Source organism: Ruegeria marisrubri, assembly GCF_001507595.1.
GTDB classification, from domain to species: domain Bacteria; phylum Pseudomonadota; class Alphaproteobacteria; order Rhodobacterales; family Rhodobacteraceae; genus Ruegeria; species Ruegeria marisrubri.
Genome location: NZ_LQBQ01000012.1, coordinates 528,157 through 542,921, shown reverse-complemented (window position 1 = coordinate 542,921; position 14,765 = coordinate 528,157). Strand labels below are relative to the sequence as shown.

The 14,765-nt window shown below is 65.2% G+C and carries 16 protein-coding genes; 2 read left to right on the top strand and 14 right to left on the bottom strand.

Features of this window, described 5'->3' with window-relative positions:
• Positions 1-4 precede the first annotated feature (4 nt).
• The 7 genes from AVO45_RS09660 to AVO45_RS09630 all read right to left on the bottom strand — a co-directional run bounded on the left by AVO45_RS09660 (position 5) and on the right by AVO45_RS09630 (position 4,693).
• Positions 5-418 (bottom strand): DUF3168 domain-containing protein, encoded by a 414-nt coding sequence (locus AVO45_RS09660; RefSeq protein ID WP_068346331.1) that lies wholly within the window; start codon positions 416-418, stop codon positions 5-7.
• Complete coding sequence (locus tag AVO45_RS09655) at positions 415-753, bottom strand: head-tail adaptor protein (RefSeq protein ID WP_068346328.1); 339 nt, start codon at positions 751-753, stop codon at positions 415-417. Before AVO45_RS09655 ends, AVO45_RS09660 begins: the two co-directional genes overlap by 4 nt.
• Positions 750-1,349, bottom strand: a complete 600-nt coding sequence (locus tag AVO45_RS09650) for a head-tail connector protein (RefSeq protein ID WP_068346735.1) — start codon at positions 1,347-1,349, stop codon at positions 750-752. The genes AVO45_RS09655 and AVO45_RS09650 overlap by 4 nt, the downstream gene beginning before the upstream one ends.
• Positions 1,350-1,518: 169 nt before the next feature.
• Complete coding sequence (locus AVO45_RS09645; RefSeq protein ID WP_068346327.1) at positions 1,519-2,697, bottom strand: phage major capsid protein; 1,179 nt, start codon at positions 2,695-2,697, stop codon at positions 1,519-1,521.
• A gap of 34 nt (positions 2,698-2,731) precedes the next feature.
• A complete protein-coding gene (locus tag AVO45_RS09640) occupies positions 2,732-3,277 on the bottom strand; it encodes an HK97 family phage prohead protease (protein ID WP_068346324.1) in 546 nt (181 codons plus the stop codon).
• 26 nt (positions 3,278-3,303) lie between these two features.
• Entirely contained in the window at positions 3,304-3,528 is a 225-nt protein-coding gene (locus AVO45_RS09635; protein ID WP_068346322.1) for a GTA head formation protein, RCAP_rcc01685 family, read from the bottom strand.
• Entirely contained in the window at positions 3,521-4,693 is a 1,173-nt protein-coding gene (locus tag AVO45_RS09630) for a phage portal protein (RefSeq protein ID WP_068346320.1), read from the bottom strand. The genes AVO45_RS09635 and AVO45_RS09630 overlap by 8 nt, the downstream gene beginning before the upstream one ends.
• Before the next feature lie 192 nt (positions 4,694-4,885).
• Here AVO45_RS09630 and AVO45_RS09625 point away from each other — a divergent pair, with 192 nt between their 5' ends.
• Positions 4,886-5,728: an SDR family NAD(P)-dependent oxidoreductase gene (locus tag AVO45_RS09625; protein WP_068346318.1), complete on the top strand. Its 843-nt coding sequence runs from the start codon at positions 4,886-4,888 to the stop codon at positions 5,726-5,728.
• Here the strand turns inward: AVO45_RS09625 and AVO45_RS09620 are convergent, their stop codons facing one another.
• Positions 5,729-7,099, bottom strand: coding sequence for a DNA-packaging protein (locus AVO45_RS09620; RefSeq protein ID WP_240482108.1), 1,371 nt, complete (start codon positions 7,097-7,099; stop codon positions 5,729-5,731). It abuts the gene before it with no gap.
• Between the two features lie 773 nt (positions 7,100-7,872).
• On the opposite strand from AVO45_RS09620, the gene AVO45_RS09610 reads away from it, so the two are divergent.
• Positions 7,873-9,135 carry a DEAD/DEAH box helicase gene (locus tag AVO45_RS09610; RefSeq protein ID WP_068346315.1) on the top strand — a complete coding sequence of 421 codons (1,263 nt, stop codon included), beginning with the start codon at positions 7,873-7,875 and terminating at the stop codon, positions 9,133-9,135.
• Between the two features lie 131 nt (positions 9,136-9,266).
• Here the strand turns inward: AVO45_RS09610 and mltG are convergent, their stop codons facing one another.
• The 6 genes from mltG to fabG form a co-directional block, all read right to left on the bottom strand.
• Complete coding sequence (gene mltG, locus AVO45_RS09605) at positions 9,267-10,427, bottom strand: endolytic transglycosylase MltG (protein WP_068346314.1); 1,161 nt, start codon at positions 10,425-10,427, stop codon at positions 9,267-9,269.
• Positions 10,428-11,693 carry a beta-ketoacyl-ACP synthase II gene (fabF, locus tag AVO45_RS09600; protein ID WP_068346312.1) on the bottom strand — a complete coding sequence of 422 codons (1,266 nt, stop codon included), beginning with the start codon at positions 11,691-11,693 and terminating at the stop codon, positions 10,428-10,430.
• Between the two features lie 318 nt (positions 11,694-12,011).
• The gene (locus AVO45_RS09595; RefSeq protein ID WP_068346310.1) at positions 12,012-12,755 is read right to left on the bottom strand and encodes a 1-(5-phosphoribosyl)-5-[(5-phosphoribosylamino)methylideneamino]imidazole-4-carboxamide isomerase; all 744 of its coding nucleotides are present in this window, start codon (positions 12,753-12,755) and stop codon (positions 12,012-12,014) included.
• Between the two features lie 122 nt (positions 12,756-12,877).
• Entirely contained in the window at positions 12,878-13,417 is a 540-nt protein-coding gene (locus AVO45_RS09590; RefSeq protein WP_068346307.1) for a GNAT family N-acetyltransferase, read from the bottom strand.
• A gap of 139 nt (positions 13,418-13,556) precedes the next feature.
• Positions 13,557-13,790, bottom strand: coding sequence for an acyl carrier protein (locus AVO45_RS09585; protein WP_068346305.1), 234 nt, complete (start codon positions 13,788-13,790; stop codon positions 13,557-13,559).
• 207 nt (positions 13,791-13,997) lie between these two features.
• On the bottom strand, positions 13,998-14,735 hold the full coding sequence (gene fabG / locus AVO45_RS09580; protein WP_068346303.1) for a 3-oxoacyl-ACP reductase FabG: 738 nt from the start codon (positions 14,733-14,735) through the stop codon (positions 13,998-14,000).
• Between the last annotated feature and the right edge of the window lie 30 nt (positions 14,736-14,765).

Sequence of the window (14,765 nt, the reverse complement as noted above, 5' to 3'; positions counted from 1 at the left end):
TTGCTCAGTCGTCTTCCACGCGGGCGCGGAATCTCAGGTCGATCTGGCGGATCGCGCCGCCCGTTCCGGTGCGCCGGGCCGAGGCCCGCTCGAACCACAGCCCCACCAGCCGGCCCCGCGACAGGATCAGCGGCGCCGCCAGCAGCGCGTCGCATACCGCCCCGGCCAGCGTCTTGGCCGTCGAAAAGCCCGCCGCATCCGTGACCACGGAAATCGTGAACCGGTGCAGCGCACCGGTGCCGGTCCCGTCGGACGCCTCGCGCGCCTCTTCCGGCCCCAGCGCCACATAGGTCCGGGGCACCGCCCCCGAGGGCACGGCATCATGTATCGCGCCGCCCGACAGGGCCTGGACTTCGGCATTTGCCGACAAACACTGGAACACCGCTTCCTGAAGCGCCGCCGAAACCGCGTAACTCATGCCGCCACCTCCTCGTCGGCGAAACAGACCAAGTAACGCCCAGCCGGGTCGCGCTCGCTCACCGCGCGAACCGCAAAGATCCGGGATCCGTCCCGAAACCTCTGGTTTGGCGTCGGGCGCATCGGCGACCCCTCGGGCGCGCCCCGCACCACGATGCGGTGACTGACGCGCGAAACCGGCACGCCGGCCACCTGCCGCTCGGACCCGCTGCGGGCGGTCACCTCGGCCCAGAGCGTGCCGACGGCCTGCCAGTCTTCGGCAAAGCCCCCTCCACCGTCGGCAATCCGTACCGGCGCCTCCAGAACCAGCCTGCGGCTCAGTCGCGGGGCCTTCATTGCACCACCCCCGCGCCAAAGCGCACCATGCGATACCGCTGGATCAGGCTGGTCACGCCGAAGGGCATGCAGCCATCCCCAAGCGCCGTCTCGTCGCGGTATTCGTAGTAATGCGCCGCCAGCAGCAGCACCGCTTGCCCCAGATCCGCCGGCAGCCCGCCCCAGTCGGCGGCCATCCCGGCGAAAAAGGTGATCTTGACCGACCCTCCGGTCGTCACCGCCGGCAGGCACGTCGCCGTCGGGCGCAATCGCGGGCGCTGCCCGTCGCGCTCCAGCCGGTAGGCGGCCGCATCCACGACGACCTCCTGGCCGGCCGCGTCCGTCAGCGTCACCGAAGCCACGCTCTGCACCGGCGCGACGGGCAGCACCTCGCCGCTCCGGTTCCGCCACCCGTTCAGGCTCCAGGAGAACATCCGCTCGATCAGGACTTTGCCGGTCCGCGCTTCGATCGCCGCGATGGCGGCCCGCAGAAACCCCTTCAACACCTCGTCCTGAACATTGTCCTCGGCAAACCCGGAGCCCAATCGCAAATGCGCCTTGAACTGCTCCACCGGCAGCGCGGCGTCCGGAACCGAGGTTTCTTCCATCAGCATCATCAACTCACTCCGCAAGCTCGGCCCCGTCAGAGCCGTTTCTTCAGAAAATGCGGGCGCGCGCCGCCCCACGTTGCTCGGACGGAGGGGAGCAGCTAGACAACGCGGGGGATCTCAGCCCGGCCCGCGCCCGCGACCCGAGGCGGTCTGCCCGCCCCGGATCCGGCACCGATTAGGCGGTGCCGAATTTCACCAGCTTGATGGCGGCAAAGTCGCTGACATCGCCCCCCACGCGTTTGGTGGCGTAGAACAGCACATGCGGCTTGGCGCTGAACGGATCGCGCAGCACGCGCAGGTCGGGGCGCTCGGCAATGGTGTAGCCGGCCGAGAAGTCACCGAAGGCGATCGAGTAGCTGTCGGTGCCCGGGTCGGGCATGTCCTCGGCGATCAGCACCGGATAGCCCATCAGGCGCGCGGGCTCGCCTGCGGCCAGGCCGTCCGACCACAGGAAGCGGCCGTCGCTGTCCTTGAGCTTGCGGATCACGCCCGCGGTTTTCGAATTCATCACGAAGGTGCCGTTCACGCGGTACTGCGCGCCCAGCGCATAGACCACGTCCACGATCGCATCGGCATCGACGCCGCCCGCGACACCGGTGGGCACATAGCCCAGATTGCCCCAGGTCCAGACGTCGTTGTCCACCTTGGCATGGTTCAGAATGCCCTTCGGCTTGTCGATTCCGTCGCCGTTGATGAAGGCCGCAGCCTCGGCGCGGGCGAACTTGTCTGCGATACGGCCGGCAAGCCAGCCCTCGACGTCGAAGGCACTGTCATCCAGCAGCCGCTGCGAGGCCTTGGGCAGGGCGCTCAGCTCGTGCAGCGGGATCGAGATGCGGTCGATCGACGGGGTGCCCGTCTCGGTGGCGGCCGCGTTTTCGTCGGCCCAGCCCGCGCCCACGTCGGTATGGTCGATCAGCACGTCGAACGAGTTCGCCTCGACATTCACGACCGACGCGATCGAGCGGATCGAGGCGGTGGATTTCAGCACCGACTTGATCATCTCGGCGGTCTGCGGATCGACCAGGTAGCCGCCATCGCTGTTGACGGCGGTCGACAGCGACTTGGCCTCCATCTCCAGCCCGCGCAGGGCATCGTCGTCGCCCGAGCGTACATAGGCGTCAAAGGCCTTCTGGTGCGGCGCCTCCTCTAGGGTCGAGGCCGCAAGATGCGGGCGCGCCGCGATGGTTGATTTACGATCCAGCATGGTCAGTCGCTCTTCTGTCTGTTGCAGTTTCTGTTGAACTTCAGCCTTCAGGCCCTTGTATTCATTCACGAAGTCAGTCATCGCCCGCTTCACCTCCTGAACCAGGGGCACACCTTCTCCGGTCAAGGCCGCGGTCTCGGTCTTGCTCATCAGCACATCCTTCTTGGGGTGAGATTTCGGCGCGCTACCTTCGCGCCAGCTCCAGCCGGGCGCTCTGGAACACCTCGGCGATACTGCGCCAGGTATTCTCGGCATCAGGGTCCGTCCCCTTTGCCGCCACCCGCGCACTGGGCAGCATCGGGAAGGTCACCAGCGACACCTCCCACAGCTCCAGTTCCGTCAAGAGCCGCCGGCCCTTGTCATCCTTAACGGCCCGCCTGGTGCGATAGCCGATCGACAGCCCGTCGAGAGCACCCGCGCGGATCAACTCGGCCGCCTCGCGGCCCTTCTGGGTGCTTTCCAGCAACCGCCCCTTGACCCACAGCCCGCGCTCGTCCTCGCGCACCTCGTCCCACACGCCGATGGGCTGGGCCGGGTCGTGCTGCCACAGCATCTTGACCCGCTGTCCGGCCGCCTTCAGCCCGGCCAGCGAGGCGGCATAGGCGCCTTTCTGCACCACGTCGCGGCCCTGATCGACCTGGCCGAACAGGCTGGCATAGCCCTCGATCACCGCGTCCTCGGTCACCGACAGCCCATCGCCGAACCGCGCGAACTTGCGTTCCAAATCCATGAACAACTCCTCGTAAGCCACTGAATTCATGGCGTCACCGTCAGAAAAGACTGGAACGCCTGCGCCAGGATCACCGCCGCCACGCCATAGACCGTCAGCCACAACCGGCGCTCCAGCCGTTCCATCATCTCTTCGATCTGATCCAGCCGTCGGCACAGATGCGCGTGCTGGATCTCGGCCACCCTCTCATGCGCGGCCAGACGCAGGCCCGGCGCGCAGTCAAAGGGCGGATATCCCGGCGTGTCAGCCATCCGCCGTCTCCGCCAGCGCCGGCAGGCCCAGCAGAGCACGCTTCTCGGCATCGGTCAGGAAATCGGCATTGGCCACCCGCGCCCATTGCGCGTCACGCTCTGCCGCCAGCGCCGGCACCTGGTCCAGATCGGGCTTCAGCACCAGGTTCTCGCCGATAAAGCCCGACAGCCAGTCCGACAACGCCGCCGCCACCCGCGTCACCAGGGGCAGAACGGTCAGGCGATAGAACGCCCGGTTGGCCTCCTGGTAGTTCGAATAGGTCGCGTCACCCTGGATCCCCAGCAGCATCGGCGGGACACCGAAGGCCAGCGCGATCTCGCGGGCGGCGGCTTCCTTGGTCTTCTGAAACTCCATGTCCGAGGGGGAAAAGCCCATCGGCTTCCAATCCAGCCCCCCTTCCAGAACCATCGGACGCCCGGCATTGCGCGCCCCGCGATAGTTCGCCTCGATCTCGTCGCTCAGGCGGCGGAACTGCTCCTCGGCCATCACACCCTGCCCGTCGCCGCCCTTCCACACCAGCGCGCCCGAGGGCCGCGCGGCATTGTCCAACAGCGATTTCGACCAGCGCGAGGCGCTGTTGTGCACGTCGATCGCCATGGCCGCCGCCTGCAGGGGCGAGAACCCGTAATGGTCATCCTGCGGGTGGAACGACTTGATGTGGCAGATGGCTTCGGCCGGGAATCGGTGCGTCTTGCCCCCGGCGGTATAGTCATAGGCCCTGGGCCAGCCATCCGCCCCCGGCACCACGCTCATCCGGTCCGAGCGCAGCACATGCAGCTCCACCGGCAGCCCGCCCTCGGCCTGCACCGCCTCGACATAGGCGTTGCCTGAAAGCAGCAGCTGCCCGAACAAAGCCTCCAGCAGCTCGGCCTTGCCCTGCGCCGCGTTCGGGCGGCGCATCAGGCGCAGAACCGGGTGCGTCTCGTACCGCTGCGCGTCGTCCTGCAGAACCAGGGGCAGCGCCGCCGCCGCCTCGGCAATCAGCTTGACCGACCGGAACCCCACCGGGTTGCCCGAAAACCCCGTGCGTGTCAGCGAGGCGGTGTCCCGCGGGCTCCAGGCCACGCGCCCGCCAGTCTGCCAGGCGACCACCTTCCCGGCGGCGCTCGCCTTGGCCTCGGGGGCTTTCTCAGCCGCTCCACGACGCAAGAAATCGAATACCATGTCCAGATGCTCCTTTCTGCCGCCGCTCTGCCCGGCTTGTTGAAAGGAGTTATGACGGAAAGGTCTTTAAGCCCCCGGAATGGGGCGTACGGCGGTTGCGCAACGGCTTTGGAAAGTGTGCCCTTAGGATAAACCTCGGCATCCGACCGAAATGCGCTACCCTCTGGATTTGAGTGTCAGGAGGAACCAGCCATGTATGAACGCGCAGTGAAAACCGGCGGCATCGCCGTCGTGACCGGAGCCGCCAGCGGAGTCGGGCGCACCGCAGCCCTGCGTTTTGCCCAAGCCGGGCTGGACGTGATACTGGCCGATCTGCCGGGACCGGCGCTTGACGCGACAACGGAAGACCTCAAAGCAGGCTTTGACACGGTGAACATCACCGCGGTGCCGACGGATGTCACCTCTCTTGGCGACATCGAAAACCTCGCCGACACCGCTTTCGCTGCCGGGCAGGTTGCCGTGTTGATGAACAACGCAGGGATCAGCCTGCCGACGAAGACATGGGAGTCATTCGACAACTGGCAGAAAATTCTCGACGTGAACTTTCTGGGGGTTCTTCGCGGCGTCCACGCCTTCCTACCCCGCATGATCGAGGCTGACCGCCCGGCCGTCGTCATCAACACAGGGTCAAAGCAGGGGATCACCACCCCGCCCGGAAACCCCGGCTACAATGTCTCAAAAGCCGCCGTCAAAACGCTGACCGAGCAGCTCGCGCACGAGCTGCGCGAAGCCGGCGCGCCAATCTCGGCGCATCTGTTCGTTCCGGGCTTTACCTATACCGGCATGGTCGCGTCATTCCTGCCGGAAAAACCAGCCGCCGCCTGGACCAGCGAACAGACCGTCGACTATTTCCTGGGCCACATGGCCCAAGGCGATTTCTACATCCTCTGCCCCGACAACGACGTCGACGCCGAACGCGATCGCCGGCGCGTTCAATGGGCTGCCGAGGACATCATCCACAACCGCCCCGCCCTCTCGCGCTGGCACCCCGATTATGCCGAGGCCTTCGCGAAGTTCGAAAAGCCGGACGACTGATCACAAAACCCGCACCCTCGGCCGCCGGTAGGCCGCCGCCGGCCCCACCACCAGCTCATGCAGCGCCCAGACCAGCGCATCGACCCGGTCGGGCGAGCCCTGCTCCTCGAACCCGCGCGCGGTCATCTGGCACATCTGCTCCTCCAGCGCGTCCAGCCCGGCCACATGGAACACCCGACCCTGCTCATACAGCGCCGCCACCGGCTCGGCCCGCGCCACCTTGCCGCGCGAGGCCCGCACCGCCCGGAACGGGACCAGAGGGTCCACCTGCCGCACCACCTCTTCCACCAACTGCCCGCCTTGGTTGACCTCGGCCACCAGCCGCTCGGCCCCGAATTCGTCCATCGCGTCGATCGCCGCCCGCGCCCAGCCCGCCGGGCCAACGCCCTGCACGGTCCGGTCGGCCAGCAGATAGGCCCGCCACGCCTCGGGCGGCCCCTGCACCTGCGCGCCGACCACCACGATCCCGCAGGCATCCGCGCCCGATCCGCCCGTCACCGCCGGGTCCAGCGCCACCACAACACGGTCCAGCTCGGGCACCGCCTCGACCCGCGCCGCATCCAGCATCGAGCCGGTCCACAGCGCCCCCTCGGCATCGGCCAGCAGCACCCCGTCCAACTCCTGCCGCCCCAGCCGCGTGCCCGCATAGCGCGCGCGCACCTCCTGCAAAAAGGACTCCGCCAGGTTGGCCCGGTTCGCCTCGGTCGGCGCATGGGTCATCACCGTGGACGGCGCCGCCAGCAGATCCTTCAGAACCTTCACGTTCCGCGGCGTGGTCGTGACGCAGACCCGCGGCCGCTCGCCCAGCCGCAACGCGAATTGCAGCATGTCCCAGGTCTCGCCCGCCTTCTTCCACTTGGCCAGTTCATCCACCCAGGCCGCATCGAACTGCGGCCCTCGCAGCCCCTCGGGATCATGCGCCGAAAAGGCCTGCGCCTCGGCCCCGTTGGGCCAGACCAGCTTGCGTTCCGATGCCTTCCACTGTGGCCGCCGGTCGGGGGGCGAGCACTGCATGATCCCGCTGTCGCCAAAGATCATCACGTCGCGCACCTGGTCAAAGGTCTCGCCCACCAGCGCCACGCGCCGGGCCTCGCCCTCATCAAACGGCTTGGCCCCTTCGACCATCGACCGCACCCATTCGGCCCCGGCTCGCGTCTTGCCCGCGCCGCGCCCGCCCATGATGACCCAGGACCGCCAGTCGCCCTCGGGCGGCAACTGATGCGGCAGCGCCCAGAACTCGAACAGGAAAGGGAGGGCACACAGCCCCCCCTCCCCGATTTCACTCAGGAACCTGTCCCGCACCGCAGCAGGCGCGGAGGCGAGCCAATCGGCACCCGATCTCAGATCGGGCGCGTTCCAGGTCGAGCGCATAGCCCCCCTGGGCGATTCCCGCTTGTCTGTGACATTTTTCGACAAAGCTAGTCTCCACTTTCTGGCAACTTCGGATCAGCCCCTCTAGCTGCCCGAGTTGTCTGGCTGAACCCGCCAGGTCTGCATCCTCCCCGGTCTCGATCCGCCTGCGCAGGTCTTCCGCCGCTTGCCGCAAACCGCGAATGGACACCTCCAACGACTGCAACAGCTCGGCCGTCCGGGACACCCGCTCTTCCGGGGTAATCAAAGTCATGTTTGCCTTTTGACCTCATGCGTGAGTGATCTCCGCACGAGAGAAACGAAAAACGGCCACCGGGTCGCCCCGGGGCCGTTGCCCACTTCTTCTAGCATGACACAACTTATACGCGAAACCGTGCGCCAAGTCAAGGCTCCGCGCAACAGCGCGCAACGGGCAACGCACTGTCGAGGTTAATAAAATCTCAATTTCCACCCACTCACACGGCCCGGCCCGGATACCGCACAAGCCGCCGTTCCGCACCAATCTGCCGAGGTGGCTTGACATTCCACGCCGCAGCCCTCATGTGTCCCTCCAGCGCTGCCGCGTGAGCACACGGACCAGAACCGAGGTCCGACAGCGCCCCATATCTCCAGTTCCCATTCACGCAGGGTTCTTGACGCGTCGGCCGGATGCCGCAGGATTCGCCTGCTGCTCCCGAGGCCACGCACAACCCCTGCCGGTCGCGCATCCCGCGCGATCAGTGACTCTCGTTCGCGCATTGCAGACGCAGGCGCGGACCACAAAGGAAGACTACTTGTTCGATTTCGACATGCTTGGCCTTGCGCCAGCCCTGAACGATGCGCTTGAACGCGCCAATTTCACCCAACCGACCCCGATCCAGAACCAGGCCATCCCGCTGGCCATGGAAGGTCATGACATCCTGGGCCTGGCCCAGACCGGCACCGGCAAGACGCTGGCCTTCGGCCTGCCGCTGACCGACCACCTGCTGGCGCAGCCCGGCAAACCGGCGCCGAAAACCGCCAAGGCGCTGATCCTCGCCCCAACACGCGAACTGGTGAACCAGATCGCCGACAGCCTGCGCACGCTCACCAAAAAGACGAAACTGCGCGTGGCCACCGTCGTCGGCGGGCAGTCGATCAACAAGCAGGTCATGTTCCTGTCGCGTGGCACCGACATCCTTGTGGCCACCCCCGGCCGCCTCATCGACCTGATGGAGCGCGGCGCGGTCGATCTCGGCCAGGTCCGGCATCTGGTGCTGGACGAGGCCGACCAGATGCTCGACATGGGCTTCATCCACGCCCTGCGCCGGATCGCGCCCGAACTGGGCACCCCGCGCCAGACCATGCTGTTCTCGGCCACCATGCCGAAACAGATGGAGGAACTCAGCCGCGCCTACCTGACCAATCCGCAACGGGTGCAGGTCTCGCCCCCGGGCAAGGCAGCCGACAAGATCACCCAGTCGGTGCATTTCGTTGAAAAGCCGGACAAACCCGCCAAGCTGCGCGAGATCCTTTCGCGCGACACCGACGCCCTGACGCTGGTGTTTTCGCGCACCAAGCACGGCGCGGAAAAGCTGATGAAGGGGCTGGTGGCCGATGGCTACAACGCTGCTTCGATCCACGGCAACAAAAGCCAGGGCCAGCGCGACCGCGCCATCAAGGCCTTCCGCGAGGGCGAGATCACCGTGCTGGTCGCCACTGACGTGGCCGCGCGCGGCATCGACATTCCCGGCGTGGCCTATGTCATCAACTACGACCTGCCGAACGTGCCCGACAACTACGTCCACCGCATCGGCCGCACCGCCCGCGCCGGGCGCGAGGGCGAAGCGATCGCGTTCTGCGCCTCTGACGAGTTCGACCTGCTGCGCCAGATCCAGAAGCTGATGAAGATCGAGATCCCCGTGGCCGGCGGAACCGCGCCGGAATTTGCCGAGCCCAAGAAGCCGGCACGGCGGTCTGGCAACCGTTCGCAGCGCGGGCGTGGACCGCAGAGGAAAGCGGACGCCCCCAAGCCCATGAACAAGAAACGCCGCCCGCGCCGAAAGACGGCGGCCTGAGCACTGACCCGGCAAGGTGCCCACGCGCCCTTGCCGGGTCAATTCAACCCTGAACCGCCGATTTCAGTTTGTACAATCCGGACGAACCGCGTCGTCCGGCCAGTACAAAACGGACCATCCGTCCGAACAGCTCAGTCGCCTGAGTTTTGCCGTTCCGCCTCGACCTGACGCCACTTGGCGACGTTGCGGTTGTGCTCCTGCAAGGTCTCGGCAAAGGCATGCCCACCCGATCCATCCGCGACGAAGAACACGTAATCCGTATCTTCCGGCGCCACGGCGGCCTCCAGGCTGGCAAGCCCGGGATTGGCGATCGGCGTCGGCGGCAAGCCGTCGATCAGGTATGTATTGTAAGGCGTTGCCCGGCGAAGCTCACTCCGGCGAAGGCCGCGCCCCAGCACCCCTTGCCCCTTGGTGATGCCGTAGATCACCGTCGGGTCCGTCTGCAGCTTCATCCCGCGCTCAAGACGGTTGATGAACACACTGGCCACGGTGCCACGCTCGTCGGGAATCCCGGTTTCCTTCTCGATGATCGAGGCCAGGATCAGCATCTCTTCGGGACTGTTCAGCGGCAACCCTTCCTGGCGTTTCTCCCACACGGCGCTGACGCGCTGCAACTGGCGCTCCTGCATGGTCGCCAAGACCTCCGATCTCGGGGTGCCCGCGCGCACTTCGTAACTGTCCGGCGCCAGCATTCCCTCGGGCGGAATCTCTCCGATCTCACCGATCAGAAAGTCCATGTTTTCAAGGGCTTCCACGACCTGCCAGTTGGTAACACCCTCGGCCAAAGCAATACGATAACGGGTGTCGGCCTGCCCGCGCACCTCGGTATAGGCGTCAGGCACCGCGTCCTCGTCCGGGTTGAACGAGGCGACTTCTTCGAACTCCAGCGTCGCCGGGTTCAACTCGCGAACCTGCGTCTGGTTGCGGGTCACGCCGATGCGATACACGACTTCGGTCCCGCAGGTGCTGGCCCCGCTGCTGGTGATGTCCTCGACGATCTGCTCCATCGAGGCGCCTTCCTCGATCAGAAAGCTCCCCGCCTTGAGGGCCTGCGTCTTGTCGGCATATTGCGCGCCCAGCCGGAAGATCGTGCTGCTGCTGATCGCGCCCTGCTCTTCCAGATCGCGGCTGACGCGTGTCATGGTGGCGCCGGGTTTGACCTGCAGGCAGATCGCCGTTTCCAGCGGACCCTCAGCCGTGTATTGCGACTTGCCCCACAGGATGAGTCCGCCCACAAGGAACAGGCCCACCACCAGAATGGTCAGCATGTTCGAGGCAAAGGCCCGAAACATCTAGCGCGCCTTTCCGAAGATCACGCTCGCATTGGTGCCGCCAAATCCGAACGAGTTCGACAGCGCCACGTTGATCTCTCGCTCGCGCTTGGCGTTCGGCGCCAGGTCCACCGGCGTTTCAACCGCCGGGTTGTCCAGGTTGATCGTCGGCGGCGCCACCTGGTCGCGGATCGCCAGGATCGAGAAGATGGCCTCGATCGCGCCCGCCGCGCCCAGTAGGTGGCCGGTGGCGGATTTGGTCGAACTCATCGTCGCCTTGCTGGCATGCTCGCCCAACAGCCGCTCGACCGCGCCCAGTTCGATCGTGTCGGCCATGGTCGAGGTGCCATGCGCATTGATGTAGTCAATGTCCTTGGGTTCAAGCCCGGCATTGCGCAGCGCGGCCTTCATCGAGCGTTCGGCCCCGTCACCGTCCTCGGAGGGGGCAGTGATGTGATAGGCGTCGCCCGACATGCCATAGCCCAGAACCTCGGCATAGATCTTGGCGCCACGGGCCACGGCATGCTCGTATTCTTCCAGCACCACGATGCCGGCGCCCTCGCCCATCACGAAACCGTCTCGGTCGGCGTCATAGGGGCGGCTGGCGGCCTTGGGGTTGTCGGCGAATTTGGTCGACAGCGCCTTGCAGGCGTTGAAGCCGGCAATGCCGATCTCGCAGATGCAGCCCTCTCCGCCGCCGGCGATCATCACGTCGGCGTCGCCCGACCGGATGATGCGGCTGGCATCCCCGATCGCGTGCGCGCCGGTCGAACAAGCGGTCACGACCGAATGGTTCGGCCCCTTGAAGCCGAAGCGGATCGAGACCTGACCCGAGGCCAGGTTGATCAGTGCGCCGGGGATGAAGAACGGCGACACCCGACGCGGACCCTTGTCGCGGATCAGGTTGGCGGTGTCGGCGATCGAGCCCAGACCGCCGATGCCCGACCCGATCAGAACGCCGGTGCGCAGACGCTCTTCCTCGTCTTCGGGCAGCCAGTTGGCATCCTTGCAGGCCATCTCGGCCGCGGCGATCGAATACAGGATGAAATCCTCGATCTTGCGCTGTTCCTTGGGCGGCATCCAGTCATCTGGATTGAAGGTGCCATCGCTTCCGTCGCCACGCGGTACTTCGCAGGCATAGGTCGTGGTGACGCCTGCGGCCTCGGCATCGAACAAGGTGATGGGGCCGGCACCTGACTCTCCGGCCAGCAGCCGCGACCAGGTTTCCTCGACCCCGCTGGCCAGTGGAGTGACCAATCCAAGACCGGTTACAACGACTCTGCGCATGAAGTGCCTCTTGCCTGCTTGCTGTTCAAGAACCGCTCTTACCCCGGCCAAGGGTGCGGGGGCAAGAGCAGGGGGCATTCAATCTCAGCGCCATGCGACCGCTTGGCCGGCGACTTGCCATGAAACGCGGGTTGCGAAACCCACGAGGGCCAAGCCCACGCCCGCAGGCACAGCTCTTTTCCTTCCTGCCTTGCGGAAGACCGGGACAGAAAATTGCAAGGGGCTCCCGCCCGCGGAACGGAGCCCCTCGATCAGGACCAAGCCCCCTCGCCTCGGCGAATGAATTGGTTCGCCGAAGGTAGCAGGCAAAACCAAACCCTATTGCAGTTGCGCGACCCTTTCGTGCGCTCCCTTGGCAACCTCGATCGCCTCGGCCAGATCAAGCGTCTTGCGGAACAGCGCGCGCCCGGCCATGACCCCGGAGATGTTGGGAATGTAGGCAATGCGTGAAATATCATCGACGCTCCGCACGACACCGCTGGCGATGATCGGGGTACGCGACTTCTCCGCCAGCCCCGAGATCAACCCAAGCTGCGCTTCGACATGGACCGTGTCACTCTCGATATCCGTCACGATGATTGCGGCGAACGGTGTATCGGCAAAGGCTTCGATAAAGGCATCCGGCGTGTAAGCGCTCTGATTCTGCCACCCTTCGGTCATGACGTAACCTTCCCACACATCGACCGAAAGTACGATCTGGTCTGGATACAGCTTGGCAAGTTCCTTGACCAACATCGGCTCGAGCGCCGCAAGCGTGCCGATGACGACACGGCCTGCTCCCTTGTCGATCCAGTATTCGACATGCTCTCTGCTGCGCATGCCGCCGCCCAGTTGCACCGGGATTTCGGCGGCCCGAATGATCTGTTCGACCAACTCCTCGTTCTCGCTCGATCCGACGACGGCATCCAGGTCCGTCAGGTGCATCCACTCGGCACCTGCCGCAGCCCAGCCGCGAACGGTTTCGATCGGATCCACATGCCACAGATTGGGTGAATCCAGCCGTCCCATCTCCAGAGACACGCACCGCCCTTTCTGCAGTTCCATCGTGGGGTAAATGATCATGAGCCCGGTCCTCCGCCAATCGCCATGGATGTTCAGCTTAGCATATAGCGGCCAGATTCGGGCTCATTGCACGGTTTCGGCATGAGCGGCACCATTTGCGGCGCGGCAGAGAAAAAAGTGATTCAATTCCTGACCGGCGGCCCATCCCGTCGAAGCAAAAGCACGGTCCTTCCGTCGTGCTCGGTTTCGCGCATGGGCCTGTAGCCCAGCTTGTTCGCCAGATTGATCGAAACCGTGTTCAAGACGTCCGTCAGGGCCACCAACGGGCCGGGAATCACCCGGTCAAACCAGTCATGGGCGGCTTGCGCGGCTTCGAAGCCCAGCCCGCCCCCCTGCACCTCGGGCGCCAGCACACAACCGGCTTCCGGGAATGCGTCGAAATCCTCACCCAGGCAGCGGTTCCCATACAGAAAGCCGGCCTGGCCAACCATCTGCCGGTTCGATTGCTGCACCACCGCCCAATGGCCGAACCCTGTCATGTTCCAATGGCCCGCATTGCGCAGAAATTCACCCCACGCTTCGCCCCGCGTCAGCGGCCTGCCCCTGGTCTGGCGCACGACTCGTGGATCCGCCCAGATTTCAGCGAACCGCGTGAAATCCTCGGGGCGCATGGCGCATAACGTCAGCCGCGCCGTGTTCAATATCGGGGTGGATCGTATCATGCCCTGCCCGCGTCGATATTTCTGCCTCGACATGCAGGGTGCAAAACAACCGGCTGTTACGCAAGCCGGATTTCCGTTGGACAAAAAAAATGGGCGCCTCCGTTGCCCGGAAGCGCCGCATTTTTTCTCACGTCAAAGCTCAGGAAGCTTCGGTGATGAACTTCACTGCGTCGCCGAAAGTCTGGATGGTTTCGGCCGCATCGTCCGGAATCTCGATGCCGAACTCTTCTTCGAAAGCCATGACCAGTTCAACGGTGTCCAGGCTGTCTGCGCCCAGATCGTCGATGAAGGACGCGTTCTCGGTCACTTTGCCCTCTTCAACACCCAGGTGTTCAACAACGATCTTTTTCACGCGATCTGCGACGTCGCTCATATCTTTTCCTCATTCCTTCAGGGCGCTGAGCCCGGTTCTGCCCTTGCCCGCTCGGGGTGGCTTTGTTTTGCCCGTTCCGGGCGGTTTGGGTCCCGGATCGCCGGGAAGTCGAGAGCCGCCCCACTGGGAAACTCTCCTCAAACATGTGCCGCCTATAGCACACAGAACGCGCGAGGCAAACGCTTTCGCATCTGCCCCGAACGCCGCCTACAACATGGCCATACCACCATTCACATGCAAGGTAGTACCGGTCACATAACCGGCTTCGGGGCTTGCAAGATACAGAACCGCCGCCGCGATCTCGGCGGGCTCGCCCATGCGGCCTGCCGGCACCTGCTGCAGAATACCTGCCTTCTGATCCTCGGTCAGCTTGTCGGTCATCGCCGTGGTGATGAAGCCCGGCGCAACCGCGTTGACGGTGATTCCCCGGCTGGCGACCTCGTAGGCCAGCGACTTGGACATGCCGATCATCCCCGCCTTCGAGGCCGCATAGTTACCCTGCCCCGGGTTGCCGGTGGCCCCGACGACCGACGAGATGTTGATGATCCGGCCCCAGCGCGCCTTCATCATGCCACGCAGCACGCCCTTGCAGAGCTTGAATGTCGAGGTCAGGTTCACGTCGATCACGCTCTGCCATTCTTCGTCCGACATCCGCATGAACAGGTTGTCGCGCGTGATGCCCGCGTTGTTCACCAGGATGTCCACCGAGCCCATCGCCTCGGCCGCCTGTTTCGGCAGCGCCTCGACCGCCTCCGGGTCGCTCAGGTTGCACGGCAGCACATGGGCGCGCTCGCCCAGCTCGTCGGCCAGGGCCTGCAATGGCTCCACGCGGGTGCCCGACAGCGCGACCGTTGCACCCGCCGCATGCAGGGCGCGGGCGATCTCGCCGCCAATTCCACCTGATGCGCCGGTGATCAGCGCGTTCTTTCCAGTCAAGTCAAACATCGTCTTTCCCTTTCCGGGCGCTGCTTCATT